At 70.3% G+C, this 26,121-nt stretch carries 20 protein-coding genes and 4 pseudogenes; 9 read left to right on the top strand and 15 right to left on the bottom strand.

The window, feature by feature from the left end; translation table 11 throughout:
* The first annotated feature begins 1,074 nt into the window (after positions 1-1,074).
* Positions 1,075-1,818: pseudogene (locus tag ABD794_RS00770) on the top strand (response regulator transcription factor).
* Between the two features lie 67 nt (positions 1,819-1,885).
* Positions 1,886-3,191, top strand: a pseudogene (gene cseC / locus ABD794_RS00765) (two-component system sensor histidine kinase CseC).
* Positions 3,192-3,250: 59 nt separating this feature from the next.
* Here cseC (ABD794_RS00765) and ABD794_RS18430 read toward each other — a convergent pair.
* Positions 3,251-3,472, bottom strand: a complete 222-nt coding sequence (locus ABD794_RS18430) for a M23 family metallopeptidase (protein WP_425585889.1) — start codon at positions 3,470-3,472, stop codon at positions 3,251-3,253.
* Between the two features lie 804 nt (positions 3,473-4,276).
* Between ABD794_RS18430 and ABD794_RS00755 the strand changes: the two genes are divergently transcribed.
* Both ABD794_RS00755 and ABD794_RS00750 read left to right on the top strand, forming a co-directional pair.
* Positions 4,277-4,567 (top strand): trypco2 family protein, encoded by a 291-nt coding sequence (locus tag ABD794_RS00755; RefSeq protein WP_344960354.1) that lies wholly within the window; start codon positions 4,277-4,279, stop codon positions 4,565-4,567.
* Between the two features lie 353 nt (positions 4,568-4,920).
* Positions 4,921-5,904 (top strand): NACHT domain-containing protein, encoded by a 984-nt coding sequence (locus tag ABD794_RS00750; RefSeq protein ID WP_344960353.1) that lies wholly within the window; start codon positions 4,921-4,923, stop codon positions 5,902-5,904.
* Positions 5,905-6,432: 528 nt separating this feature from the next.
* Here the strand turns inward: ABD794_RS00750 and ABD794_RS00745 are convergent.
* Positions 6,433-6,648, bottom strand: a complete 216-nt coding sequence (locus tag ABD794_RS00745; RefSeq protein WP_344960352.1) for a hypothetical protein — start codon at positions 6,646-6,648, stop codon at positions 6,433-6,435.
* A gap of 1,001 nt (positions 6,649-7,649) precedes the next feature.
* Between ABD794_RS00745 and ABD794_RS00740 the strand changes: the two genes are divergently transcribed.
* Positions 7,650-7,862: a hypothetical protein gene (locus ABD794_RS00740; protein WP_344960351.1), complete on the top strand. Its 213-nt coding sequence runs from the start codon at positions 7,650-7,652 to the stop codon at positions 7,860-7,862.
* Positions 7,863-7,915: 53 nt separating this feature from the next.
* Here ABD794_RS00740 and ABD794_RS00735 read toward each other — a convergent pair whose 3' ends face one another.
* From ABD794_RS00735 to ABD794_RS00715, 5 genes and pseudogenes are all read right to left on the bottom strand, one after another.
* On the bottom strand, positions 7,916-8,266 hold the full coding sequence (locus ABD794_RS00735; protein WP_344960355.1) for a hypothetical protein: 351 nt from the start codon (positions 8,264-8,266) through the stop codon (positions 7,916-7,918).
* Between the two features lie 114 nt (positions 8,267-8,380).
* Positions 8,381-8,820, bottom strand: a pseudogene (locus ABD794_RS00730) (AAA family ATPase); the annotation flags it as partial.
* The gene (locus ABD794_RS00725) at positions 8,751-9,176 is read right to left on the bottom strand and encodes a hypothetical protein (RefSeq protein ID WP_344960349.1); all 426 of its coding nucleotides are present in this window, start codon (positions 9,174-9,176) and stop codon (positions 8,751-8,753) included. The gene ABD794_RS00725 and the pseudogene ABD794_RS00730, both read right to left, overlap by 70 nt.
* A gap of 68 nt (positions 9,177-9,244) precedes the next feature.
* Positions 9,245-9,331, bottom strand: a pseudogene (locus ABD794_RS00720) (hypothetical protein); the annotation flags it as partial.
* A gap of 208 nt (positions 9,332-9,539) precedes the next feature.
* Positions 9,540-10,451 (bottom strand): Clp protease N-terminal domain-containing protein, encoded by a 912-nt coding sequence (locus tag ABD794_RS00715; protein WP_344960348.1) that lies wholly within the window; start codon positions 10,449-10,451, stop codon positions 9,540-9,542.
* Positions 10,452-11,635: 1,184 nt separating this feature from the next.
* Here ABD794_RS00715 and ABD794_RS00710 point away from each other — a divergent pair.
* Positions 11,636-14,161, top strand: a complete 2,526-nt coding sequence (locus tag ABD794_RS00710; protein ID WP_344018712.1) for an ATP-dependent Clp protease ATP-binding subunit — start codon at positions 11,636-11,638, stop codon at positions 14,159-14,161.
* Positions 14,162-14,227: 66 nt separating this feature from the next.
* Here the strand turns inward: ABD794_RS00710 and ABD794_RS00705 are convergent, their stop codons facing one another.
* Positions 14,228-17,461 (bottom strand): NACHT domain-containing protein, encoded by a 3,234-nt coding sequence (locus ABD794_RS00705; protein ID WP_344960346.1) that lies wholly within the window; start codon positions 17,459-17,461, stop codon positions 14,228-14,230.
* Positions 17,458-17,802, bottom strand: coding sequence for a trypco2 family protein (locus ABD794_RS00700; protein ID WP_344960345.1), 345 nt, complete (start codon positions 17,800-17,802; stop codon positions 17,458-17,460). The genes ABD794_RS00705 and ABD794_RS00700 overlap by 4 nt, the downstream gene beginning before the upstream one ends.
* A gap of 315 nt (positions 17,803-18,117) precedes the next feature.
* Here ABD794_RS00700 and ABD794_RS00695 point away from each other — a divergent pair, with 315 nt between their 5' ends.
* Complete coding sequence (locus tag ABD794_RS00695; RefSeq protein ID WP_344960344.1) at positions 18,118-18,822, top strand: M23 family metallopeptidase; 705 nt, start codon at positions 18,118-18,120, stop codon at positions 18,820-18,822.
* 60 nt (positions 18,823-18,882) lie between these two features.
* On the opposite strand, the gene cseC (ABD794_RS00690) is transcribed toward ABD794_RS00695, so the two are convergent.
* The 5 genes from cseC (ABD794_RS00690) to ABD794_RS00670 all read right to left on the bottom strand — a co-directional run bounded on the left by cseC (ABD794_RS00690) (position 18,883) and on the right by ABD794_RS00670 (position 23,327).
* On the bottom strand, positions 18,883-20,178 hold the full coding sequence (gene cseC, locus ABD794_RS00690) for a two-component system sensor histidine kinase CseC (protein ID WP_344960343.1): 1,296 nt from the start codon (positions 20,176-20,178) through the stop codon (positions 18,883-18,885).
* Between the two features lie 67 nt (positions 20,179-20,245).
* Positions 20,246-20,950: a two-component system response regulator CseB gene (gene cseB / locus ABD794_RS00685; protein WP_344018701.1), complete on the bottom strand. Its 705-nt coding sequence runs from the start codon at positions 20,948-20,950 to the stop codon at positions 20,246-20,248.
* A gap of 16 nt (positions 20,951-20,966) precedes the next feature.
* Positions 20,967-21,665 carry a hypothetical protein gene (locus ABD794_RS00680; protein ID WP_344960342.1) on the bottom strand — a complete coding sequence of 233 codons (699 nt, stop codon included), beginning with the start codon at positions 21,663-21,665 and terminating at the stop codon, positions 20,967-20,969.
* Positions 21,653-22,216 (bottom strand): SigE family RNA polymerase sigma factor, encoded by a 564-nt coding sequence (locus ABD794_RS00675; protein WP_199892176.1) that lies wholly within the window; start codon positions 22,214-22,216, stop codon positions 21,653-21,655. The genes ABD794_RS00680 and ABD794_RS00675 overlap by 13 nt, the downstream gene beginning before the upstream one ends.
* A 196-nt stretch (positions 22,217-22,412) precedes the next feature.
* On the bottom strand, positions 22,413-23,327 hold the full coding sequence (locus tag ABD794_RS00670) for an HhH-GPD family protein (RefSeq protein WP_344960340.1): 915 nt from the start codon (positions 23,325-23,327) through the stop codon (positions 22,413-22,415).
* Between the two features lie 521 nt (positions 23,328-23,848).
* On the opposite strand from ABD794_RS00670, the gene ABD794_RS00665 reads away from it, so the two are divergent.
* Complete coding sequence (locus ABD794_RS00665; protein ID WP_344960339.1) at positions 23,849-24,370, top strand: pyridoxamine 5'-phosphate oxidase family protein; 522 nt, start codon at positions 23,849-23,851, stop codon at positions 24,368-24,370.
* A gap of 192 nt (positions 24,371-24,562) precedes the next feature.
* Positions 24,563-25,360, top strand: coding sequence for a hypothetical protein (locus ABD794_RS00660; RefSeq protein ID WP_344960337.1), 798 nt, complete (start codon positions 24,563-24,565; stop codon positions 25,358-25,360).
* Between the two features lie 118 nt (positions 25,361-25,478).
* Here ABD794_RS00660 and disA read toward each other — a convergent pair.
* A partial coding sequence (gene disA, locus ABD794_RS00655) for a DNA integrity scanning diadenylate cyclase DisA (protein ID WP_344960336.1) occupies positions 25,479-26,121 on the bottom strand: 643 nt, incomplete at its 5' end.

The following is a 26,121-nucleotide window of genomic DNA, read 5'->3' as shown; positions in this document are numbered from 1 at the left end:
CACCGAGCTAGCTCCCGACCGTCCATCGTTCGAGAGGCGCACGGAAGCAGCACGCCAACTGCGTGCGCTGCCTGATGTGTATGTCATGCCTCGTGCGTCGTGGCGGACCCAAGCATCGCAGCTTCGTGTGCTGCGACACTGTAGCAGTATGTGAGCATCCCGAGTGAGACGGCCGCGTAGGTGGGCACCGCTCGGCATGTCGTACCGGACACGGTGCAAGAGGCACCCTGCACCGGGCCTGACACAGGCTCCCCGCCAGGAGCTGGAGAGCCGCGACCTGACTTCCACGCGCTCGAGCGCAACGACGGGGGCAGAGAACGGTGCGTGCCGGCCTTGACCAACGGCGATCACGCCACGACCGGGCCGGCGGGCCGAGCGCCTCCGCGGGCCCCGTATCGACCGGTTTTGATCACGGGCTGGTGTGGATCGCGGCGAACCGCCAGCGACCGCCGTCCTGCTGCTCCGCCGATGCAGCACCAGCACGGAGGGGGTCCGCAATAGGAGGGCCCCGCCAGCAGCGCCGGTCCACGGCCAGTCCGTGCGGCAGGCGGCAAGCAGCCGTCGTCCTCGCCGTCCGCCACGCGCACGAAGGTCGACGCGCCCGCGCTGATCAAGGGCTGATCCGCGGCTCGCGACGCGGTAAAGACGACACTTCAAGCCCTGCGTGAAGCGACCAGTACCGCGGTCGACGTCATCTTACGCGCAGCTGACGCGGCGGCTCCGCGGACGACGTCGTGGTGGAACATCCTGGACCTGCGAGGGACAGCCATCGGCATCGTCTGTCTGTGTCCGTGCGAAGGGCGACTCGTAGCGAGAATTTGTTTTCTCGTCCGAGACGTCGTCCGCTCTTACGCCGACATCGACCGCGGCGATCTCCAGGTGCAGCGACGCAGGTCTACGGTTTCCGGCGACGCCGGTTCGCCGACCCGTCCCGGCGAGGACGTGGGTGACATATCACTGACGACGGCAAGTTCGCGGGAGACCGGACGGACCCACACGCGACTTCAGCAAGGTGTCCGGCAGCGGCCACGACCCCCAAGAGCGAGGGCCTCGGGTAGGAGGGCTGAGAGCAGCGTGGGCCGAGATACGCATGTGCTCTTCGTCGAGGAAAACCGGGACCCCCGGAAATGTGATCCGCGAAGCGGACGCAGCTCGCCCTCGAACGCGACGGTTTCGTCAGTCACCGCGGTACCGGACGGTGTCTGCTGGCTGGAGGCGGTTCCGGGCCCAGCGCCCGACATCGCTCTGCTGACGTCGATGGTCCCCGGCCCTAGGACGGCGTCAGCCTGTGCCGGCGGATCCGCGACGAGTCCACCGTTCCCATGATCATGCTGTCCGCGCGCGGCGGACAGCATGACGTCCGTGCTCGGCCCTGGAGGCCGGCGCGACGACTACAGTCCACAAGCTCCCTTCGATCGGCTGCCGTGGCTCGGTCGCCCGCAGCCGGGGCCGGTTTGCTGCTGCCCTTCGGCCACGCCGGCGTCGCGGCGGCCGGGGAGGACGCCCCCGAGGCGCTGGAGGCCGGCGGCTAGCTGCGGCTTCCGAGCGACGCTGACGAGGTCGACCCGAAGGCAGGGAGGTCCCGCAAGACCGGCGAAGCACGTGGCCCTGACCCCCACCGAGATGCGGCTGCTGCTGGAGTTCTCGGCGGCCCCCGGCACGGTCCTCTCCCGGGACCGGCTGCTGGAGCGCGTCTGGGACTACGGTTGGGGCGGCGACACCCGCGTCGTCGACGTGCACGTCCAGCGGCTGCGCGGCAAGATCGGCCAGGACCGGATCGAGACGGTCCGCGGCTTCGGCTACAAACTCAGAGGCTGAGCCTCCGTGACGTCCCCCCGCTCCCTCCGACCTCTCCGACCCCTCCGATCATGGTGAAGTTCCGGTCATGGTGAAGTTCACCCTCCGCAGCGGACTGCGCTGGAAGGTCAGCCTCGCCATCGCGGGCGTCGGCGCGCTGGTCGCGGTCGCACTCACGCCTCGTCGTGCACAACGCCGCCCGCGCCTCGATGATCAACAGCAGCCGGGACACGATGGACCAGCGCATCCAGGTCGCCCCAGCGCTACTACCAGACCAGCGGCCGCACCATGCTGCAACGCCAAGGTCGACGATCCCGCGCTGCCCAAGCAGCTGCGGGAGGCCGCCGCCATCGGGCAGCGCGCCACCTTCGTCCAGGACAGCGGCGGCGCCCCGCAGGTGTGGGCCTCGTGCCGCTGGACAACGGCAAGATCCTCTCGATCCACCAGCCGTTCCAGGACCGGCTGAAGATCCTCGACGACCTGGACAAGGCGCTGATCATCGGCTCGATCTCGGTGGTCCTGGGCGGCTGCGCGCTGGGCGTCCTCATCGGCGGCCAGCTCTCCAGCCGGCTCCGCAAGGCGTCCGCCGCCGCCCGCAGGGTCGCCGACGGCGACCGGGGCGTACGGGTCCGCGAGGCGCCATCGGCGGCCGGGTGCGGGACGAGACGGACGACCTGGCACGGGGCCGTGGACGGCATGGCCCAGGCCTCCAGGACCGGCTGGAGGCCGAGCGGCGGGTCACCGCGGACATCGCCCACGAGCTGCGCACGCCCGTCACCGGCCTGCTCACGGCCGCCGAGCTGCTGCCCACCCCGGGCCGCCCGACGGAGCTCGTCCGCGACCGCGCCCAGGCCATGCGGACGCTCGTCGAGGACGTGCTGGAGGTGGCCCGGCTGGACGGCTTCGCGAGCGGGCCGAGATGCAGGAGATCGAACTGGGCGACTTCGTCCGCCGCCGCGTGCGGACGTTCTCACCGGACGCGCGGGTCACTGTGGCCCGCACCGCTTATGTCTCCACCGACCCGCGCCGGCTGGAGCGCATTCCTCGGCAATCTGCTGGCCAACGCGGGCCAAGCACGGCCGGGGGCCCATCGACGTCACCGTCGAGGGACGCGTGCTGCGCGTCCGCGACCCACGGGCCGGGCTTCCCGGAGAACCTGCTGCGCGAGGGCCCGAGCCGGTTCCGGACCGGCAGCGAGGACCAGCGCGGGCAAGGGCGCACGGCCTGGGCCTGACGATCGCGTCCGTCAGGCCCGGGTGCTCGGCGCCCGCCTCAGCTTCCGCAACGCGGACCCCGAGGCGGAGGGCGGGGGCGGGGCGATCGCCGTGCTCTGGCTGCCGGAGTCGTCCCCGACGAGCACGGGGACGTTCCCGATCATCCGAGTCCCGGACTGACCGCCGACGCCTTCTTACAGCTGATCGCCTTACAGCTGATCGCCTTACAGCTGATCGCCTTACAGCTGATCGCCGCGGGCGCCCAGGAAGCCGACCGGCTCGACCGACGTGCCGTAGTCCGGCGTCGTACGGATCTCGAAGTGCAGGTGCGGACCGGACGAGTTGCCGGTGGAGCCCGACAGCCCGATCTGCTGGCCGGCGGTCACGCTCTGGCCGACCTGGACGGCGACGGACGACAGGTGCGCGTACTGCGAGTACGTGTTGTCGTCGTGCTTGATCACGATGGCGTTGCCGTACGCGGCACCGTCGCCGCCGCCGTTGGCGCCCCGCCTTGACGACGACGCCCTTGTGGACGGCCTTCACCGCGGTGCCGTCGGCACGACAAGTCCTGACCACTGTGCTTGTTGGCCCACATGTTTGCCGGAGGCGCCGAAGGGCTGGCCGATGACGTAGCCGTCGACCGGCTTCACCCAGGCGTCGGCGGCGAGGACGGTACGGGCCTGCGAACGGCTGGCCCGCTCCTTGTCCGCGGAAGCCTTCTCCGCGGAGGCCTTCTTCTCCTTCTCCGCGGCCTGCTTCTGCGTCCTCGGCCTGCGCCTTGAGCGAGGCGCCGGACTCGTCCAGCAGCGCGGACATCCCCGACGAGCTCGCTCGGCACGGACTCGGCGGCCAGCGCCACGCCCGCACCCAGTGCCAGCGACGCACCCAGGCCGACGGCCAGAGCGGTGGCGTTTGCGGCGGGTACGGAAGAGCGTGTGCGCTTCGACATAAAGAAAAACCTCCAGGCAGAGAAAGATCCCGACCGCGGGCCGGGATCGCCCTACCTTGATAGCGGCCTTTCCGAGCGGGTCCAAGCGGCCTTTCTACGACGTTCCCTAGTAAACGCCTCATCGGGAATTCCCGACCCGCCCTGCAATTCCCGCGCAGGAATTCCTGCTAACCCGCTTAGTACGTCGGCCCGGCCCTGTGTGGCTTGTCACCGGCGGCGGGACCTCCGCCCCGCCCGGTTCGGGACCAAAGCCCCGCACTTTCACGAGTACGCTCCGGGTCATCACCCGCACACCCACTGTGAGCTGCGAGGACTGATGGCAGACGAATCGTTCTTCGAGGGAATCGAGCTGGCGGAGGCCGTGGAGGCCATCCGCACCGGCCTGACCGGCGCGGCCACGGCCGGCGAGGGCCAGGAGCTGGGCTTCGACGTCGGCGAGATCACGATGGAGTTCGGCATCGAGATGCGCAAGGACGTCCACGGCTCGGGCCGCGTCCGCGCCTGGGTCGTCGAAGCGGGCGCGGACGCCTCCCCGCGGCTCCTCCCGCGCACGCACAAGGTGACCTTCACCCTGACCCCGAAGGACATGCGCACGGGCGGCAGCTGAAGGTGGGCAACCAGCGGGCGGGCGGGATCTCCAACTTCGGTCCGGGCACGGAGTGACCGCCGCGGAGCGGGTCACGGCGGTCCTCGGTGCCCAGCAGGGCAGCGGGGTGCGTGCTGACGCCGAAGCTGATCCTGACCAGCGCACATTTATTGGCGGTACCACCTACGCGATAGCGCCCGGCAACACGGAACCGACCTCCTGCGACGTCCTCTGGTCCGGCACGGACGCATGCGACGCGGCCCTCCTGCGGGCGCGGCGCCCGCTCGTCACCGAGGGCGGGCTGCCGCCCCTCCGCTGGGGCGTCCTCGCCACCCGGGAACCGATACCGGGCTGCCAGGTGCTGGGCTTCCCCGATGTGGCCCAGTGCGACGGGGAGTTGGACACCGCACAGGTGCCGGGCACCCTCGTACCCGGCGCTGCGCGACTACGCGGACGGTGCGTTCCTGCGCACCGACCACCACCCACCGGCCCCGCTCAACGGCGACGCGTCACCCTGGGCAGGGCTGTCCGGCGGGTCCGGTGTTCGCGGGACCACTGCTCGTCGGGGTCGTCGCCGAGGATGCCCGGGGCTGGCAGCACTCGGCGATCGAGGCGGTGCACTGTTCCGGATACTCGGCGCACCGGGCATGACGGCCGCCCTGGAGAAGCACTGGCCCGACGCGCCGGCAGCCGTGACGCTGCACTCCCCGCACGTCGGCGACTTCGCCTACGAGGAGCGGTACGCGAAAGCGGTCAAGGCCCGCTACAGCCAGCTGGAGGTCTTCGGCCTCGACGACCTCGGCGAGCACGAGAAGCGCTGGGACCTCGACACGGCGTACCTCAGTCTGGAGGGCGAATCCGCCAGCGAACGCACGGGCCCGCAGCGCGTGGAGGACCTCCTGGCCACCCGCCCGCGGGTGATCCTGCGCGGCGAGGCGGGCGCCGGCAAGACGACACTGGTGTGGTGGCTGGCCTCGCATGCCGCCTGCCAGTCCCTCCCGGAGAAGCTTTCTGCGCTGAACGGCCTGGTCCCCTTCATCGTCCCCATGCGCCGCCTGGCCGCCCAGGGCATCACCAGCCTGGCACCGCCCCAACTCCCCGGCGTCGCTGGCTTGCTGGAGGACGACCCGCCGAACGGCTGGGCGGGACGCGTGCTGGACGCGGGCCGGGTCCTGCTCCTTGTCGACGGCCTGGACGAACTCCCGCGCGCCGACCGCGCCCCCGCCCGCGCCTGGCTGGACGAACTCCTGCGCCGCTACCCGAAGACCCCGCTGCCTGGTCACGGTCCGCCCCCGCGCCGTCGAGGACGACTGGCTCGACTGGCAGGGCGTCGAGGAGCTTCGCCCTGCTGCCGATGAGCGACGCGGACATCCAGGCATTCGTGAAGCATGGCACGACGCGGCGCGGCTTCGCTACGCCGACGTCGGCAACCTGGAGCAGGAGCTGGCCCGGGAGTTCCGCCGCAACGCAACGCTGCGCGACCTGGCCCCGCACTCCCCTGCTCTGCGCGGTGGATCTGCGCCCTCCATCGCCGCGCAGCGGCCTGCTCCCCCACACGCGATGGTCCCTCTACAAAGGCGGCCCTGGCGATGCTGCTGGGCCAACGCGACGCACACCGTCGCATCGATGCCCCCGAAGGCATCCGGATCGAAGCCGAGGACGCACAGCAGCTCCTGCAACGCATCGCCATCTGGCTCGTCCGCAACGGCCAGACGGAATTGACCCGCAAACAGGCGGTGGCACCAGATCGAATTGGCGATGCGCGGCCTGCGCCATGTCCGCCGGTACGCCGCCGACGCCCTCATGTACCATTTACTGAACCGCAGCGGCCTGCTCCAGGAACGCTCCATGGATTCCATCCAGTTCATCCACCGGACATTCCAGGACTACCTCGCCGCAAAGGAATTCCAGGATTCCGACAGCCTGCCGAACTTCTCCGGCACGCGGTGGACGAACAGGTGCAGGACGTCATCCGGCTCGTCATCGGGCATTGCAGCCGCGGCGAGGTGCGACGGTGTCGTCAAGGGGCTCATCGCCGCCGGGGACACGGCCGAGGACCGGGGAACGCGGTGGGCGTTGCGAACGCTGGCGGCGGAGTGCACGACGAGTGCCCCGGCGTTGGACGACGACGTGCACGACGCGGTCTGGGAGCGGCTCAGGGAACTGGGGCCGCCGAAAGGAGCACAGGAAGTCGATTACCTGTCCTCCTTGGGCCCGGACGTCCTGCGGGCGATCCCCGAACCGAACGGCCTGGACGACCGGGCGGCGAGGCTCTACGCACGCGTCCTCGGCTCCGTCGGCGAGAGCGCGATAACCGCTCCTGCACCGCTATGGGCAGCTCGCTCCGGAAGAAGTCCGCAGAGAAATCGCGGAGGCGTGGGAGGCCATGCCCGTCTCGCGCTTCGCGGACGAAGTCCTTGCCCGGATGCGGCTCGACGACCTTCAAGTGCCCATAACCCGACGGGAACAGTTCCGGCATCTCCCGCGCCTCGGGCCCATCGACTGGGTCCGCTTCGTGGGCGACCACGGCGCACAGGAGATCGGCACGGCCCTGCGCGGGCCGGATCGTGAAGAGCCTCGTCCTGTCCGTCAACGGACAGCTGAGCAGTCTTGAATTCCTGCGTGCTCACCCCGGCCTCAATACCCTGATGCTCGCGGGTTGCCACAACCTGCGCGACATTTCCGTGCTGTCCGACCTCCGGATAACGCGCCCTGGATCTCCTGGCGCATCGGCTGCCCCGGGTGGCTTTGAGCGTCCTTCCGGAACTCCGCGGCCGTCCGCGCGCTGGGCCTCGGCCCCCACGACGACCTCGGTACCGCTCACGGAAGCTCCCGGCTCCGCTCCCCCACGTCGCACGGCTGGCCCTCAGCGGCGGCCGGACCGTGAATTCGACCTCGACGGCATAGGCGCCTGGACGGGCCTTGAGGGTCTGTTCGTCAACGCCGGTCTGGCGGATCCCGAGCGGGGCCTTCGCCCAACTGCGCGGTCTGCCCCTGCTCACCCCACGTGGGACTGCGCGAGGATGTCCTGGGGCACGCCAGGGGCACCGTCGTACCGCTGCCGGGCATTCGGACAGCGAACCTGACGCTCCGGAGCCCGACCATGACGATGCCGGTCCACAAGCTCTTCCCGGGCCTGCGTCGGCTCCACGTCTTCGACAACACCTCGCCATACACAGGCGGGTTGGACCTCGGCATCCTGCACGGCATTCCCGGCCTCCGCGTCGAGGTCGAGAGGGTCGGCACTCGCCCGCACGTGGCGGACGCCAAGCGCTTCGGCGATCGCCTGACCACCACGGTCATGTTGCCGGAATGACAATCGGCCCCGGGCCCGCTCTCGCGGTCCCGGGGCCGATCACCCACTACTGGCTACTGCCTGCGCTCACGCGTCCTCGACAGGTTCGGCCCGGCACCGCCGGCCGCCTGCTCCACCGGCGGAGTGTCCGGCAGAGCCGTCTTCTCCTCACCGCGGAAGGTGAACTTCTTCTCCTCACCCTCACCCTCGGTGCCGACGACCACGATGTGGCCCGGACGCAGCTCACCGAAGAGGATCTTCTCGGACAGGATGTCCTCGATCTCCCGCTGGATGGTGCGGCGCAGCGGCCGCGCACACCAGGATCGGGTCGTAACCCTTCTTCGCGAGCAGCTGCTTCGCGTCCGCGCTGAGCTCGATGCCCATGTCGCGGTCGCGCAGAGACGCTCGTCCACCTTGGCGATCATCAGGTCGACGATCTGGATGATGTCTTCCTGGGACAGCTGGTGGAAGACGACCGTGTCGTCGACACGGTTGAGGAACTCCGGCCGGAAGTGCTGCTTGAGCTCCTCGTTGACCTTGGCCTTCATCCGCTCGTAGCCGGTCTTGACGTCACCCTGCGCCGCGAAGCCCAGGTTGAAGCCCTTGGAGATGTCCCGGGTGCCGAGGTTGGTCGTCATGATGATGACCGTGTTCTTGAAGTCCACGACCCGGCCCTGGAGTCGGTCAGGCGACCGTCCTCCAGGATCTGCAGCAGCGAGTTGAAGATGTCCGGGTGGGCCTTCTCGACCTCGTCGAAGAGGACGACGGAGAACGGCTTGCGGCGGACCTTCTCGGTCAGCTGGCCGCCCTCTTCGTAACCCACGTATCCGGGCGGGGAACCGAAGAGACGCGACACCGTGTGCTTCTCGCTGAACTCCGACATGTCGAGGGAGATCAGCGCGTCCCTCGTCACCGAAGAGGAACTCGGCGAGCGTCTTGGACAGCTCGTCTTACCGACACCCGAGGGGCCGGCGAAGATGAACGATCCGCCCGGACGCTTGGGGTCCTTGAGGCCCGCACGGGTGCGCCGGATGGCCTGGAGAGCGCCTTGATGGCGTCCTTCTGGCCGATGACGCGCTTGTGCAGCTCGTCCTCCATGCGCAGCAGGCGGGAGGACTCCTCCTCCGTCAGCTTGAAGACCGGGATACCGGTGGCCGTGGCCAGGACCTCGGCGATCAGCTCGCCGTCGACCTCGGCGACGACGTCCATGTCGCCGGCCTTCCACTCCTTCTCCCCGCTTGGCCTTGGCGGCCAGCAGCTGCTTCTCCTTGTCGCGGAGGGAGCGGCCTTCTCGAAGTCCTGCGAGTCGATCGCGGACTCCTTCTCGCGGCGCACGTCGGCGATCTTCTCGTCGAACTCGCGGAGGTCGGCGGCGCGGTCATCCGGCGGATGCGCATCCGGGAGCCGGCCTCGTCGATCAGGTCGATCGCCTTGTCCGGGAGGAAGCGGTCGGAGATGTAGCGGTCGGCGAGGGTCGCGGCCTGGACCAGCGCCTCGTCGGTGATGGAGACGCGGTGGTGGGCCTCGTACCGGTCGCGCAGACCTTGAGGATCTCGATCGTGTGCGGCAGCGACGGCTCGGCGACCTGGATGGGCTGGAAGCGGCGCTCGAGGGCCGCGTCCTTCTCCAGGTGCTTGCGGTACTCGTCGAGCGTCGTGGCACCGATGGTCTGGAGCTCGCCACGGGCCAGCATCGGCTTCAGGATCGAAGCGGCGTCGATGGCACCTTCCGCGGCACCCGCACCGACCAGCGTGTGGAGCTCGTCGATGACAGGATGATGTCGCCGCGGGTGCGGATCTCCTTGAGGACCTTCTTCAGGCGCTCCTCGAAGTCACCGCGGTAGCGGGAGCCCGCGACCAGCGCGCCGAGGTCCAGGGTGTAGAGGTGCTTGTCCTTGAGGGTCTCGGGCACCTCGCCCTTGACGATGGCCTGGGCCAGCCCCTCGACACGGCGGTCTTGCCGACGCCGGCTCGCCGATGAGGACCGGGTTGTTCTTGGTGCGGCGGGACAGCACCTGCATGACCCGCTCGATCTCCTTCCTCTCGCGCCCGATGACCGGGTCGAGCTTGGACTCGCGGGCGGCCTGGGTGAGGTGCGCCCGAACTGGTCCAGGACGAGCGAGGTCGAGGGCGTGCCCTCGGCCGGGCCGCGGCGGTGGCGGCCTCCTTGCCCTGGTAGCCGGAGAGCAGCTGGATGACCTGCTGCCGCACCCCGGTTGAGATCGGCGCCCAGCTTCACGAGGACCTGGGCGGCGACGCCCTCGCCCTCGCGGATCAGGCCGAGCAGGATGTGCTCCGTACCGATGTAGTTGTGGCCGAGCTGAAGGGCCTCGCGGAGCGACAGCTCCAGCACCTTCTTCGCACGGGGGGTGAAGGGGATGTGGCCGGACGGGGCCTGCTGGCCCTGGCCGATGATCTCCTCCACCTGCTGGCGGACCGCCTCGAGCGAAATCCCGAGGCTCTCCAGGGCCTTAGCGCGACAACCCTCACCCTCGTGGATCAGGCCCAGGAGATGTGCTCGGTGGCCGATGTAGTTGTGGTTGAGCATCCGGGCTTCTTCCTGAGCCAGGACGACAACCCGCCGCGCACGGTCGGTGAACCTCTCGAACATCGTTAATCGCTCCTCAGAGCGTCAGGCAAGTAAGGGGCGGTCCCCTCCCTGTCCTTCCGCATGCTAGTCCCGCGGGACGGGACAGCTCATTCCAACTGCCGACATCCGTCCGGATCACCCCCGCGTCGACGGGGAAACCTGCTGCCGAACAGCCGACAACTCCTCCAACCCGATGGTGGGAGACGATGTTCCCGCAGGCCAGGCATATACGCTCACCACCACTACTAGCCGATGGCGAACGCACTCCCTGCGCGGCACGGCTCGTCACACCTCGGGATCTTCCCGGCAAATGCCCCCAAAGCCCTGCGGTATCGCCTCTCCCCACGGGGAATGTCCTACCCTCCGGCACGGACACTCCATGCGGCGCGACCCCGCGCACTAGGATCCGCTATGGCGAACACCCTCGCGCCGCCGGAGGCGCCCATGCGCCCCTCAAGCCCTATACGGAGCGTGCCCGGCCCTGGACCGTGCGTAACCTCGGGGACCCGGCACAGTTGCACCGTTCATGACTGCCGTCCTGCCCGGCCCCCGCGCCCCCCTGGACGCCGCGCCGCTGCGCGCCGTTGGTACGAGGACGAGCTGGGGCGGCCCGTCCGTCACGGTCCAGCCCAGCTCGTCCTCGTACCAACGGCGCAGCGGCGCGGCGTCCAGGGGGCGCGGGGGCCGGGCAGGACGGCAGTCATGAACGGTGCAACTGTGCCGGGTCCCCGAGGTTACGCACGGTCCAGGGCCGGGCACGCTCCGTATAGGGCTTGAGGGGCGCATGGGCGCCTCCGGCGGCGCGAGGGTGTTCGCCCATAGCGGAGTGCGCGGGGTCGCGCCGCATGGAGTGTCCGTGCCGGAGGGTAGGACATTCCCCGTGGGGAGAGGCGATACCGCAGGGCTTTGGGGGCATTTGCCGGGAAGATCCCGAGGTGTGACGAGCCGTGCCGCGCAGGGAGTGCGTTCGCCATCGGCGTAGTGGTGGTGAGCGTATATGCCTGGCCTGCGGGAACATCGTCTCCCACCATCGGGTTGGAGGAGTTGTCGGCTGTTCGGCAGCAGGTTTCCCCGTCGACGCGGGGGTGATCCGGACGGATGTCGGCAGTTGGAATGAGCTGTCCCGTCCCGCGGGACTAGCATGCGGAAGGACAGGGAGGGGACCGCCCCCTTACTTGCCTGACCGCTCTGAGGAGCGATTAACGATGTTCGAGAGGTTCACCGACCGTGCGCGGCGGGTTGTCGTCCTGGCTCAGGAAGAAGCCCGGATGCTCAACCACAACTACATCGGCACCGAGCACATCCTCCTGGGCCTGATCCACGAGGGTGAGGGTGTCGCCGCTAAGGCCCTGGAGAGCCTCGGGATTTCGCTCGAGGCGGTCCGCCAGCAGGTGGAGGAGATCATCGGCCAGGGCCAGCAGGCCCCGTCCGGCCACATCCCCTTCACCCCCCGTGCGAAGAAGGTGCTGGAGCTGTCGCTCCGCGAGGCCCTTCAGCTCGGCCACAACTACATCGGTACGGAGCACATCCTGCTCGGCCTGATCCGCGAGGGCGAGGGCGTCGCCGCCCAGGTCCTCGTGAAGCTGGGCGCCGATCTCAACCGGGTGCGGCAGCAGGTCATCCAGCTGCTCTCCGGCTACCAGGGCAAGGAGGCCGCCACCGCCGGCGGCCCGGCCGAGGGCACGCCCTCGACCTCGCTCGTCCTGGACCAGTTCGGGCGCAACCTCACCCAGGCCGCCCGCGAGTCCAAGCTCGACCCGGTCATCGGGCGCGAGAAGGAGATCGAGCGGGTCATGCAGGTGCTGTCCCGCCGCACCAAGAACAACCCGGTCCTCATCGGCGAGCCCGGCGTCGGCAAGACCGCCGTCGTCGAGGGGCTGGCCCAGGCCATCGTCAAGGGCGAGGTGCCCGAGACCCTCAAGGACAAGCACCTCTACACCCTGGACCTCGGCGCGCTGGTCGCGGGCTCCCGCTACCGCGGTGACTTCGAGGAGCGCCTGAAGAAGGTCCTCAAGGAGATCCGCACCCGCGGCGACATCATCCTGTTCATCGACGAGCTCCACACGCTGGTCGGTGCGGGTGCCGCGGAAGGTGCCATCGACGCCGCTTCGATCCTGAAGCCGATGCTGGCCCGTGGCGAGCTCCAGACCATCGGTGCCACGACGCTCGACGAGTACCGCAAGCACCTGGAGAAGGACGCGGCCCTCGAGCGCCGCTTCCAGCCCATCCAGGTCGCCGAGCCGTCGCTGCCGCACACGATCGAGATCCTCAAGGGTCTGCGCGACCGGTACGAGGCCCACCACCGCGTCTCCATCACCGACGAGGCGCTGGTCCAGGCCGCGACCCTCGCCGACCGCTACATCTCCGACCGCTTCCTCCCGGACAAGGCGATCGACCTGATCGACGAGGCCGGCTCCCGGATGCGCATCCGCCGGATGACCGCGCCGCCGGACCTCCGCGAGTTCGACGAGAAGATCGCCGACGTGCGCCGCGAGAAGGAGTCCGCGATCGACTCGCAGGACTTCGAGAAGGCCGCTTCCCTCCGCGACAAGGAGAAGCAGCTGCTGGCCGCCAAGGCCAAGCGGGAGAAGGAGTGGAAGGCCGGCGACATGGACGTCGTCGCCGAGGTCGACGGCGAGCTGATCGCCGAGGTCCTGGCCACGGCCACCGGTATCCCGGTCTTCAAGCTGACGGAGGAGGAGTCCTCCCGCCTGCTGCGCATGGAGGACGAGCTGCACAAGCGCGTCATCGGCCAGAAGGACGCCATCAAGGCGCTCTCCCAGGCCATCCGGCGCACCCGTGCGGGCCTCAAGGACCCCAAGCGTCCGGGCGGATCGTTCATCTTCGCCGGCCCCTCGGGTGTCGGTAAGACCGAGCTGTCCAAGACGCTCGCCGAGTTCCTCTTCGGTGACGAGGACGCGCTGATCTCCCTCGACATGTCGGAGTTCAGCGAGAAGCACACGGTGTCGCGTCTCTTCGGTTCCCCGCCCGGATACGTGGGTTACGAAGAGGGCGGCCAGCTGACCGAGAAGGTCCGCCGCAAGCCGTTCTCCGTCGTCCTCTTCGACGAGGTCGAGAAGGCCCACCCGGACATCTTCAACTCGCTGCTGCAGATCCTGGAGGACGGTCGCCTGACCGACTCCCAGGGCCGGGTCGTGGACTTCAAGAACACGGTCATCATCATGACGACCAACCTCGGCACCCGGGACATCTCCAAGGGCTTCAACCTGGGCTTCGCGGCGCAGGGTGACGTCAAGACCGGCTACGAGCGGATGAAGGCCAAGGTCAACGAGGAGCTCAAGCAGCACTTCCGGCCGGAGTTCCTCAACCGTGTCGACGACACGGTCGTCTTCCACCAGCTGTCCCAGGAAGACATCATCCAGATCGTCGACCTGATGATCGCCAAGGTGGACGAGCGTCTGCGCGACCGCGACATGGGCATCGAGCTCAGCGCGGACGCGAAGCAGCTGCTCGCGAAGAAGGGTTACGACCCGATCCTGGGTGCGCGGCCGCTGCGCCGCACCATCCAGCGGGAGATCGAGGACATCCTGTCCGAGAAGATCCTCTTCGGTGAGCTGCGTCCGGGCCACATCGTGGTCGTCGGCACCGAGGGTGAGGGTGAGGAGAAGAAGTTCACCTTCCGCGGTGAGGAGAAGACGGCTCTGCCGGACACTCCGCCGGTGGAGCAGGCGGCCGGCGGTGCCGGGCCGAACCTGTCGAAGGACGCGTGAGCGCAGGCAGTAGCCAGTAGTGGGTGATCGGCCCCGGGACCGCGAGAGCGGGCCCGGGGCCGATTGTCATTCCGGCAACATGACCGTGGTGGTCAGGCGATCGCCGAAGCGCTTGGCGTCCGCCACGTGCGGGCGAGTGCCGACCCTCTCGACCTCGACGCGGAGGCCGGGAATGCCGTGCAGGATGCCGAGGTCCAACCCGCCTGTGTATGGCGAGGTGTTGTCGAAGACGTGGAGCCGACGCAGGCCCGGGAAGAGCTTGTGGACCGGCATCGTCATGGTCGGGCTCCGGAGCGTCAGGTTCGCTGTCCGAATGCCCGGCAGCGGTACGACGGTGCCCCTGGCGTGCCCCAGGACATCCTCGCGCAGTCCCACGTGGGTGAGCAGGGGCAGACCGCGCAGTTGGGCGAAGGCCCGCTCGGGATCCGCCAGACCGGCGTTGACGAACAGACCCTCAAGGCCCGTCCAGGCGCCTATGCCGTCGAGGTCGAATTCACGGTCCCGGCCGCCGCTGAGGGCCAGCCGTGCGACGTGGGGGAGCGGAGCCGGGAGCTTCCCGTGAGCGGTACCGAGGTCGTCGTGGGGGCCGAGGCCCAGCGCGCGGAGGCCGCGGAGTTCCGGAAGGACGCTCAAAGCCACCCGGGGCAGCCGATGCGCCAGGAGATCCAGGCGCGTTATCCGGAGGTCGGACAGCACGGAAATGTCGCGCAGGTTGTGGCAACCCGCGAGCATCAGGGTATTGAGGCCGGGGTGAGCACGCAGGAATTCAAGACTGCTCAGCTGTCCGTTGACGGACAGGACGAGGCTCTTCACGATCCGGCCGCGCAGGGCCGTGCCGATCTCCTGTGCGCCGTGGTCGCCCACGAAGCGGACCCAGTCGATGGGCCCGAGGCGCGGGAGATGCCGGAACTGTTCCCGTCGGGTTATGGGCACTTGAAGGTCGTCGAGCCGCATCCGGGCAAGGACTTCGTCCGCGAAGCGCGAGACGGGCATGGCCTCCCACGCCTCCGCGATTTCTCTGCGGACTTCTTCCGGAGCGAGCTGCCCATAGCGGTGCAGGAGCGGTATCGCGCTCTCGCCGACGGAGCCGAGGACGCGTGCGTAGAGCCTCGCCGCCCGGTCGTCCAGGCCGTTCGGTTCGGGGATCGCCCGCAGGACGTCCGGGCCCAAGGAGGACAGGTAATCGACTTCCTGTGCTCCTTTCGGCGGCCCCAGTTCCCTGAGCCGCTCCCAGACCGCGTCGTGCACGTCGTCGTCCAACGCCGGGGCACTCGTCGTGCACTCCGCCGCCAGCGTTCGCAACGCCCACCGCGTTCCCCGGTCCTCGGCCGTGTCCCCGGCGGCGATGAGCCCCTTGACGACCCGTCGCACCTCGCCGCGGCTGCAATGCCCGATGACGAGCCGGATGACGTCCTGCACCTGTTCGTCCACCGCGTGCCGGAGAAGTTCGGGCAGGCTGTCGGAATCCTGGAATTCCTTTGCGGCGAGGTAGTCCTGGAATGTCCGGTGGATGAACTGGATGGAATCCATGGAGCGTTCCTGGAGCAGGCCGCTGCGGTTCAGTAAATGGTCCATGAGGGCGTCGGCGGCGTACCGGCGGACATGGCGCAGGCCGCGCATCGCCAATTCGATCTGGTGCACCGCCTGTTTGCGGGTCAATTCCGTCTGGCCGTTGCGGACGAGCCAGATGGCGATGCGTTGCAGGAGCTGCTGTGCGTCCTCGGCTTCGATCCGGATGCCTTCGGGGGCATCGATGCGACGGTGTGCGTCGCGTTGGCCCAGCAGCATCGCCAGGGCCGCCTTGTAGAGGGACCATCGCGTGTGGGGGAGCAGGCCGCTGCGGCGGCGATGGAGGGCGCAGATCACCGCGCAGAGCAGGGGAGTGCGGGCCAGGTCGCGCAGCGTTGCGTTGCGGCGGAACTCCCGGGCCAGCTCCTGCTCCAGGTTGCCGACGTCGGCGTAGCGAAGCCGCGCCGCGTCGTGCCATGCCTTCACGAATGCCTGGATGTCCGCGTCGCTCATCGGCAGCAGGCGAAGCTCCTCGACGCCCTGCCAGTCGAGCCAGTCGTCCTCGACGGCGCGGGGGCGGACCGTGACCAGGCAGCGGGTCTTCGGGTAGCGGCGCAGGAGTTCGTCCAGCCAGGCGCGGGCGGGGGCGCGGTCGGCGCGCGGGAGTTCGTCCAGGCCGTCGACAAGGAGCAGGACCCGGCCCGCGTCCAGCACGCGTCCCGCCCAGCCGTTCGGCGGGTCGTCCTCCAGCAAGCCAGCGACGCCGGGGAGTTGGGGCGGTGCCAGGCTGGTGATGCCCTGGGCGGCCAGGCGGCGCATGGGGACGATGAAGGGGACCAGGCCGTTCAGCGCAGAAAGCTTCTCCGGGAGGGACTGGCAGGCGGCATGCGAGGCCAGCCACCACACCAGTGTCGTCTTGCCGGCGCCCGCCTCGCCGCGCAGGATCACCCGCGGGCGGGTGGCCAGGAGGTCCTCCACGCGCTGCGGGCCCGTGCGTTCGCTGGCGGATTCGCCCTCCAGACTGAGGTACGCCGTGTCGAGGTCCCAGCGCTTCTCGTGCTCGCCGAGGTCGTCGAGGCCGAAGACCTCCAGCTGGCTGTAGCGGGCCTTGACCGCTTTCGCGTACCGCTCCTCGTAGGCGAAGTCGCCGACGTGCGGGGAGTGCAGCGTCACGGCTGCCGGCGCGTCGGGCCAGTGCTTCTCCAGGGCGGCCGTCATGCCCGGTGCGCCGAGTATCCGGAACAGTGGCACCGCCTCGATCGCCGAGTGCTGCCAGCCCCGGGCATCCTCGGCGACGACCCCGACGAGCAGTGGTCCCGCGAACACCGGACCGCCGGACAGCCCTGCCCAGGGTGACGCGTCGCCGTTGAGCGGGGCCGGTGGGTGGTGGTCGGTGCGCAGGACGCACCGTCCGCGTAGTCGCGCAGCGCCGGGTACGAGGGTGCCCGGCACCTGTGCGGTGTCCAACTCCCCGTCGCACTGGGCCACATCGGGGAAGCCCAGCACCTGGCAGCCCGGTATCGGTTCCCGGGTGGCGAGGACGCCCCAGCGGAGGGGCGGCAGCCCGCCCTCGGTGACGAGCGGGCGCCGCGCCCGCAGGAGGGCCGCGTCGCATGCGTCCGTGCCGGACCAGAGGACGTCGCAGGAGGTCGGTTCCGTGTTGCCGGGCGCTATCGCGTAGGTGGTACCGCCCAATAAATGTGCGCTGGTCAGGATCAGCTTCGGCGTCAGCAGCACCCCGCTGCCCTGCTGGGCACCGAGGACCGCCGTGACCCGCTCCGCGGCGGTCACTCCGTGCCCGGACCGAAGTTGGAGATCCCGCCCGCCCGCTGGTTGCCCACCTTCCAGCTGCCGCCCGTGCGCATGTCCTTCGGGGTCAGGGTGAAGGTCACCTTGTGCGTGCGGGAGGAGCCGCGGGAGGCGTCCGCGCCCGCTTCGACGACCCAGGCGCGGACGCGGCCCGAGCCGTGGACGTCCTTGCGCATCTCGATGCCGAACTCCATCGTGATCTCGCCGACGTCGAAGCCCAGCTCCTGGCCCTCGCCGGCCGTGGCCGCGCCGGTCAGGCCGGTGCGGATGGCCTCCACGGCCTCCGCCAGCTCGATTCCCTCGAAGAACGATTCGTCTGCCATCAGTCCTCGCAGCTCACAGTGGGTGTGCGGGTGATGACCCGGAGCGTACTCGTGAAGTGCGGGGCTTTGGTCCCGAACCGGGCGGGGCGGAGGTCCCGCCGCCGGTGACAAGCCACACAGGGCCGGGCCGACGTACTAAGCGGGTTAGCAGGAATTCCTGCGCGGGAATTGCAGGGCGGGTCGGGAATTCCCGATGAGGCGTTTACTAGGGAACGTCGTAGAAAGGCCGCTTGGACCCGCTCGGAAAGGCCGCTATCAAGGTAGGGCGATCCCGGCCCGCGGTCGGGATCTTTCTCTGCCTGGAGGTTTTTCTTTATGTCGAAGCGCACCGCTTTCCGTACCCGCCGCAACGCCACCGCTCTGGCCGTCGGCCTGGGTGCGTCGCTGGCACTGGGTGCGGGCGTGGCGCTGGCCGCCGAGTCCGTGCCGAGCGAGCTCGTCGGGATGTCCGCGCTGCTGGACGAGTCCGGCGCCTCGCTCAAGGCGCAGGCCGAGACGCAGAAGCAGGCCGCGGAGAAGGAGAAGAAGGCCTCCGCGGAGAAGGCTTCCGCGGACAAGGAGCGGGCCAGCCGTTCGCAGGCCCGTACCGTCCTCGCCGCCGACGCCTGGGTGAAGCCGGTCGACGGCTACGTCATCGGCCAGCCCTTCGGCGCCTCCGGCAACATGTGGGCCAACAAGCACAGTGGTCAGGACTTGGTCGTGCCGACCGGCACCGCGGTGAAGGCCGTCCACAAGGGCGTCGTCGTCAAGGCGGGCGCCAACGGCGGCGGCGACGGTGCCGCGTACGGCAACGCCATCGTGATCAAGCACGACGACAACACGTACTCGCAGTACGCGCACCTGTCGTCCGTCGCCGTCCAGGTCGGCCAGAGCGTGACCGCCGGCCAGCAGATCGGGCTGTCGGGCTCCACCGGCAACTCGTCCGGTCCGCACCTGCACTTCGAGATCCGTACGACGCCGGACTACGGCACGTCGGTCGAGCCGGTCGGCTTCCTGGGCGCCCGCGGCGATCAGCTGTAAGGCGATCAGCTGTAAGGCGATCAGCTGTAAGGCGATCAGCTGTAAGAAGGCGGTCGGCGGTCAGTCCGGGACTCGGATGATCGGGAACGTCCCCGTGCTCGTCGGGGACGACTCCGGCAGCCAGAGCACGGCGATCGCCCCGCCCCCGCCCTCCGCCTCGGGGTCCGCGTTGCGGAAGCTGAGGCGGGCGCCGAGCACCCGGGCCTGACCGGACGCGATCGTCAGGCCCAGGCCGTGGCCCTTGCCCGCGCGGTCCTCGCTGCCGGTCCGGAACCGGCTCGGGCCCTCGCGCAGCAGGTTCTCCGGGAAGCCCGGCCCGTGGTCGCGGACGCGCAGCACGCGTCCCTCGACGGTGACGTCGATGGGCCCCCGGCCGTGCTTGGCCGCGTTGGCCAGCAGATTGCCGAGAATGCGCTCCAGCCGGCGCGGGTCGGTGGAGACATAAGCGGTGCGGGCCACAGTGACCCGCGCGTCCGGTGAGAACGTCCGCACGCGGCGGCGGACGAAGTCGCCCAGTTCGATCTCCTGCATCTCGGCCCGCTCGGCGAAGCCGTCCAGCCGGGCCACCTCCAGCACGTCCTCGACGAGCGTCCGCATGGCCTGGGCGCGGTCGCGGACGAGCTCCGTCGGGCGGCCCGGGGGCAGCAGCTCGGCGGCCGTGAGCAGGCCGGTGACGGGCGTGCGCAGCTCGTGGGCGATGTCCGCGGTGACCCGCCGCTCGGCCTCCAGCCGGTCCTGGAGGGCCTGGGCCATGCCGTCCACGGCCCGTGCCAGGTCGTCCGTCTCGTCCCGCACCCGGCCGCCGATGGCCTCGCGGACCCGTACGCCCCGGTCGCCGTCGGCGACCCTGCGGGCGGCGGCGGACGCCTTGCGGAGCCGGCTGGAGAGCTGGCCGCCGATGAGGACGCCCAGCGCGCAGCCGCCCAGGACCACCGAGATCGAGCCGATGATCAGCGCCTTGTCCAGGTCGTCGAGGATCTTCAGCCGGTCCTGGAACGGCTGGTGGATCGAGAGGATCTTGCCGTTGTCCAGCGGCACCGAGGCCCACACCTGCGGGGCGCCGCCGCTGTCCTGGACGAAGGTGGCGCGCTGCCCGATGGCGGCGGCCTCCCGCAGCTGCTTGGGCAGCGCGGGATCGTCGACCTTGGCGTGCAGCATGGTGCGGCCGCTGGTCTGGTAGTAGCGCTGGGCGACCTGGATGCGCTGGTCCATCGTGTCCCGGCTGCTGTTGATCATCGAGGCGCGGGCGGCGTTGTGCACGACGAGGCTGAGTGCGACCGCGACCAGCGCGCCGACGCCCGCGATGGCGAGGCTGACCTTCCAGCGCAGTCCGCTGCGGAGGGTGAACTTCACCATGACCGGAACTTCACCATGATCGGAGGGGTCGGAGAGGTCGGAGGGAGCGGGGGGACGTCACGGAGGCTCAGCCTCTGAGTTTGTAGCCGAAGCCGCGGACCGTCTCGATCCGGTCCTGGCCGATCTTGCCGCGCAGCCGCTGGACGTGCACGTCGACGACGCGGGTGTCGCCGCCCCAACCGTAGTCCCAGACGCGCTCCAGCAGCCGGTCCCGGGAGAGGACCGTGCCGGGGGCCGCCGAGAACTCCAGCAGCAGCCGCATCTCGGTGGGGGTCAGGGCCACGTGCTCGCCGTTCTTGCGGACCTCCATGCCCTCGGTGTCGACCTCCAGGTCGCCGAAGCGCAGCAGGCCGCCGGCCTCCAGCGCCTCGGGGGCGTCCCCGCCGGCCGCCGCGCCGCCGGCGTGGCCGAAGCGGCGCAGCACGGCCCGGATGCGGGCGACGAGCACGGCGCCGTCGAAGGGCTTGGTGACGTAGTCGTCGGCGCCGGCCTCCAGGCCGAGCACGACGTCGATGCTGTCCGCGCGCGCGGACAGCATGATCACGGGAACGGTGGACTCGTCGCGGATCCGCCGGCACAGGCTGACGCCGTCCAGGCCGGGGACCATCACGTCCAGCAGAGCGATGTCGGGCCGCTGGGCCCGGAACCGCTCCAGCCCCAGCAGACCGTCCGGTACCGCGGTGACGACGAAACCGTCGCGTTCGAGGGCGAGCTGCGTCGCTTCGCGGATCACATCGTCGTCCTCGACGAAGAGCACATGCGTATCGGCCACGCTGCTCTCAGCCCTCCTATCCCGAGCCCTCGCTCTTGGTGGTCGTGCCGCTGCCGACCTTGCTGAAGTCGGTGTGGGTCCGTCCGGTCTCCCGGAACTTGCCGTCCGTCCAGTGATATGTCACCACGTCCTCGCCGGACGGGTCGGCGACCGGGTCGCCGGAACCGTAGACCTGCGTCGTGACCTGGAGATCGCCGCGGTCGATGTCGGCGTAGACGGGCGACGTCTCGGACGAGAACACATTCTCGTACGAGTCGCCCTTCGCACGGTACACATACGAGCCGATGCCGATGGCGTCCCCGCAGGTCAGGATGTTCACCACGACGTCGTCCCGGGAGCCGCCGGTCAGCTGGCCGTAGATGACGTCGACCGGGTACTGGTCCTTCACGCAGGGCTTGAAGTTCTTCTTCACCGCGTCGCTGATCCGCGGATCCGCCTTGATCAGCGCGGCGGCGTCGACCTTCGTGCGCGTGGCGGACGGCGAGGCCGACGGCTGCTTGCCGCTGCCGACGGACTTGGCCGTGGACCGGGTCTGCGCGGGGCCCTCCTTGCGGACCCCCTCCGTGCTGGTGCTGCATCCGGCGAGCAGCAGGCCGGCGGTCGCGGCGGTCGCCGCGACCACACCACCCGTGATCAACACCGGTCGTACGGGGCCCGCGGAGCGCTCGGCCCGCCCGGCCCGTCGTGCGGTGATCGCCTTGGTCAGGCCGCGCACCGTTCCTGCCCCCGCTCGTTGCGCTCGAGCGCGTGGAAGTCCAGGTCGCGGCTCTCCAGCTCCTGGCGGAGCCTGGCCAGCGCCCGGTGCAGGGTGCTCTTGACCGTTCCGGTCGACATGCCGAGCGCCTCCGCCGTCTCCTCGGTGCTCATCTGCTCCCAGTGTCGCAGCACCACGACGCTGCGCTGCTTGGGTGCCAGGACGCCGAGGATGTCCATCAGCAGCGCACGGTCGGCGTGCTGCTCCGTGCCGTCCTCGACGCTGGCGTCGGGGAGCTGCTCGGTGGGCACCTCGTCGAGCTTGCGGGCGCGCCACCACTCCGTACGAGTGTTGATCATGACACGGCGGAGGTAGGCGTCGGCAAGCGACTTGTCGGCTATGCCGTCCCACCGGCCGTAGGTGCGGACCAGGGCGGTCTGGAGCAGGTCCTGGGCGTCGATGGGGTCCGGGACGAGACGGCGGGCGCTGCGCAGGAGGGCGTCCTGGCGGTTGCGAACGTACTCTTCGAAGTCCAGAACATTGCCGTCCAGAACCTTGCCGCTGCTGGCCATACTCGCAGCCTCCATTCCGCTTGCGTCCCCGTGCCTGCTGTCCCGTGCCGGGCTCGGTCGTCCAGCACGGAGAGGACGCTACGGAGGAGCTGTTGCGACGTGATGTGCAGCAGCCCTGCGGCTGGAACACAGCTGTCCATAGGTTGTGTAACAGCAGGGGAGAAAGAGCGGCTCTGTCCGGTTCGGAGGTGTGCCGCTAGGTGAGCGGGAGCCGGTAGGAGGCGCCCTCCAGGGGCTCCACGAGGCCGTCCGCCACGAGTCCGTCCAGGGCCCGGGCGCGCTGTACGGGTTCGTCCCACACGGCGTCCAGCGCCGCCTGCGGCACCGGGCCGTGCGCCTCGCGCAGCACGGCCAGCAGCTTGCCGCGGACCTGCCGGTCCGTGCCCGCGTACGTCTGGCCGCGGCGCGGCGGTCCGTCGTGGGCGGGAGAGCCGGCCGCCCGCCAGGCGCAGTGCGCGGCGATCGGGCAGCGGCCGCACTCGGGCGCGCGGGCCGTGCAGACCAGCGCGCCCAGCTCCATGGTCGCCGCCGCCCAGCGGGCGGCCACCGGCTCCGCGTCGGGCAGCAGCTCGCGGGCGAGCCGGCGCTCGGCCGCGGTGGTGGCGTTCGGCGGGTACTGGACGCCGGTGACGGCGCGGGCCAGGACCCGGCGGACGTTGGTGTCCAGGACGGCGTGGCGCTGCCCGTACGCGAACGACGCGACGGCCGCCGCCGTGTACTCGCCCACGCCCGGGAGGGCGAGGAGCTCGGCGTGGTCGGTGGGGACCTCGCCGCCGTGCCGCTCGGCGATCGCCGCCGCGGCGGCGTGCAGGCGCAGGGCGCGGCGCGGGTAGCCGAGCCGGCCCCAGGCGCGGACGGCCTCGCCCGGCGGCTCGGCGGCCAGGTCGGCCGGCCGCGGCCAGCGGGCCAGCCACTGCTCGTACATCGGCAGGACCCGGCTGACCGGCGTCTGCTGGAGCATGAACTCGCTGACCATCACGCCCCAGGGGCCCGCTTCCGGGTGCCGCCAGGGGAGGTCGCGGGCGTTCGCGTCGAACCAGGCGATGACGGGGGTGTGCAGCGCGTGGGTCCGGGCCTGGGCCGTTGTGGACGGGGCGGGCGTCGTAGTCATGGCACCGCCGATCCTACGGGCCCGGGTGGGCCTCCCGTACGGGTGAAGCGTTGGCCGACGCCCGTCTCCGCGCGCCGCCGCCCACGACGATGGGCGCGTGGAAGGCCGCCGTGAAACCCCGCCCCTGGTCCGCTGCCGGGCCTGCGCGCATCCCCTGTGGTGGGACATGACCCCCGTGCCCGGTCTGGCGCCGGGCTGGTACTGCTCGTCCTGCAAACACCCGCCCGAGCGGTACCGGAACACGGCGGCCGCGGCGCCGGTGTGCCCGGAGGGGTGTGCGAGCGCGATCGTGGAGACGGGTGGGGGTGGGGAGCGGCGGTTTGTGTGCCACCGGGCGTGAGGGGCCCCTGGCCCGCCCTTTCACCGTTTCCCGCAGGGGCTGCGCCCCTGCGCCACCCCACCGGGGGCTTCGCCCCCTGGACCCCTGAAACCGCGCTCCGCGCGGTTGTCCTCAAGCGCCGGACGGGCTGAAAACCACCCCACCGCAGCGCGACCCGGCCCCCCGAGGTGGAATGGGAGGCATGAACGGGACCACGGACAACCGGCCGTCCGAAGAGATCCGCGCCGCGCTCGACGCGCACAGCACGGTCACCCTCGCCTACACCGACGCCGACGGCCCGCAGGCCTGCGCGGTGTTCTACGCGGTCGTGGACGCCGGCCGCGGACCAACCGGCGGACTTTCGCTGGTGTTTGTCACCTCCGCCGGCACCCGGCACGGCCGCGCCCTCCTCCCCGGCGGCGTGCCGGTCGCCTTCACCGCCCAGCGCGACGGCCAGGAATGGACCGAGCTCACCGGCATCCAGGGCCGGGGCACCTGCCGTCGGCTCGACGGGGCCGAGCGCGAGGCGGCCCTGGCGGCGTACCTCTCCCGCTTCCCGTACGTGGAGCGGTCCGAGCGGCTGCGGCAGGCGATGGAGCGCGCCGATCTGTGGGAGCTGAGCCCGCGTTGGCTCCGACTCGTCGACAACGGGCGGGGGTTCGGGCACAAGAGCGAGTGGCACGCTTCCGCGCCGCCCGTCGCCAACGCGTCTGAAAGGCAGTGAAATTTGCGGGGCCAAACGGCATGGAGCCCGCCGTCACCGGGCAGATGATGAGAAAACTAGGCACTCATACGGCGGGTACGGGGTGGAGCCCGGCGGGATCTCTCGTAGAGTTTTCGCGTGGGATCACTGCGCAATCCGATCGGGCCGCTTCCCTCGTCCATCTACTGGCGACGGAGGGGAGTTGCGCTTGCCGTGCTCGGCCTCGCCGCCGTATTGGCGGTGTGGCTGCTCAGCCTCGGCGGTGAGGACACGTCGTCCGACGCCAAGAACGGCGGCCCCGGCAGCGGGGACTCGGGGGGTGCCACCATCACACCCGGTCCGACGCCTTCCGGGCCGCACTACACCCAACGGCCGGGCGGCCGCGACGAGTCGGGGACCGGCGACGACGGCGGCTCCGGCGGTTCGGGAACCGCGGGCCAGGGCAGCGTCGGCGGCCTGGGCAGCGTGGGCGGTGGCACCGGCGGCGGGTCCGGAGGTTCCGGGGGCGCGGCGGGCTCCGGCGGTACGGGCGGCGGCTCCGGTGCCGGTCCGGCCGCGGGGGTGCTCGGCGCGGGGACCGGCACGGTCCTGGCCCATGGCACCAAGGTCCCTGACTGTGCGTCAGGCGCGGTCCGGGTGGCCGTGCGCAGCGTCAAGTCCGCCTACAAGCCGGGCGAGCGGCCGAAGTTCGAGATCGTCGTCAGGAACTCCGGCGGCAGCTCCTGCAAGGTCAACCTCGGTTCGCCGGCCGCCTTCCTGAAGATCACCGATCCTTCGGGCGGGCAGCACGTGTGGGCGTCCGACGACTGTCCGCGCGGCCGCGGCGACGTCCTCGTCGAGGTGCCGGCCGTCGGCGAGACCAAGCGCACCCTCGAGTGGGACCGCGCCCGCAGCGCCCCGCAGTGCGCCACCGCGAACGCGGGCGGCGCGGCCCGGGCCGGGGCGTACCGGGTCGAGGTGAAGATCGCGGGAGTCACGGACCGGGCGGAGTTCGCCCTGGACAAGGGCTGACGAAGGACCGGCAGGGGACTGACAGGGGACTGGGAAAAACATACGGAGAGGGGCCCCACCGCGGTGGGGCCCCTCTCCGTATGTTTTCTACGCCTGCCGCGTGACTGCGCGTGCGTGACTACACGTACCGCTCCAGGATGGAGGACTCCGCCAGGCGGGAGAGGCCCTCGCGGACCGAGCGGGCGCGGGCCTCGCCGACGCCGTCCACGGTCTGGAGGTCGTCCACGCTCGCCGCCAGCAGCTTCTGGAGGCCGCCGAAGTGGTCCACCAGCCGCTCGATGATCGCGCCGGGCAGCCGCGGCACCTTGGCCAGCAGCCGGTAACCGCGCGGGGAGACCGCCGAGTCCAGCGTCTCCGGGGAGCCGCTGTAGCCCAGCGCCCGGGCCACGATGGGCAGTTCGAGCAGCTCGCTGTGGGAGAGCGCGTCCAGCTCGGAGAGCGCCTCGGCGACCGTGCGGGTGCGCTTGGCGGTCGGCTCGGGCACGTAGTCCCGGACGACCAGGTCGCGCTCCGGCTCCACGCCGGCGATCAACTCGTCCAGCTGGAGCGAGAGGAGACGGCCGTCGGTGCCCAGCTCGACCACGTACTCCGCGATCTCCGTGGCGATGCGGCGGACCATCTCCAGGCGCTGCGAGACCGCCGTCACGTCCCGGACGGTGACCAGGTCCTCGATCTCCAGGGCGGAGAGCGTGCCCGCGACCTCGTCCAGCCGCAGCTTGTAGCGCTCCAGGGTGGCCAGGGCCTGGTTGGCGCGGGAGAGG

The organism is Streptomyces thioluteus (genome assembly GCF_039535865.1).
The sequence above is the reverse complement of the archived record's forward strand: the minus strand, read 5'-3'. Positions and strand labels throughout refer to the sequence as shown.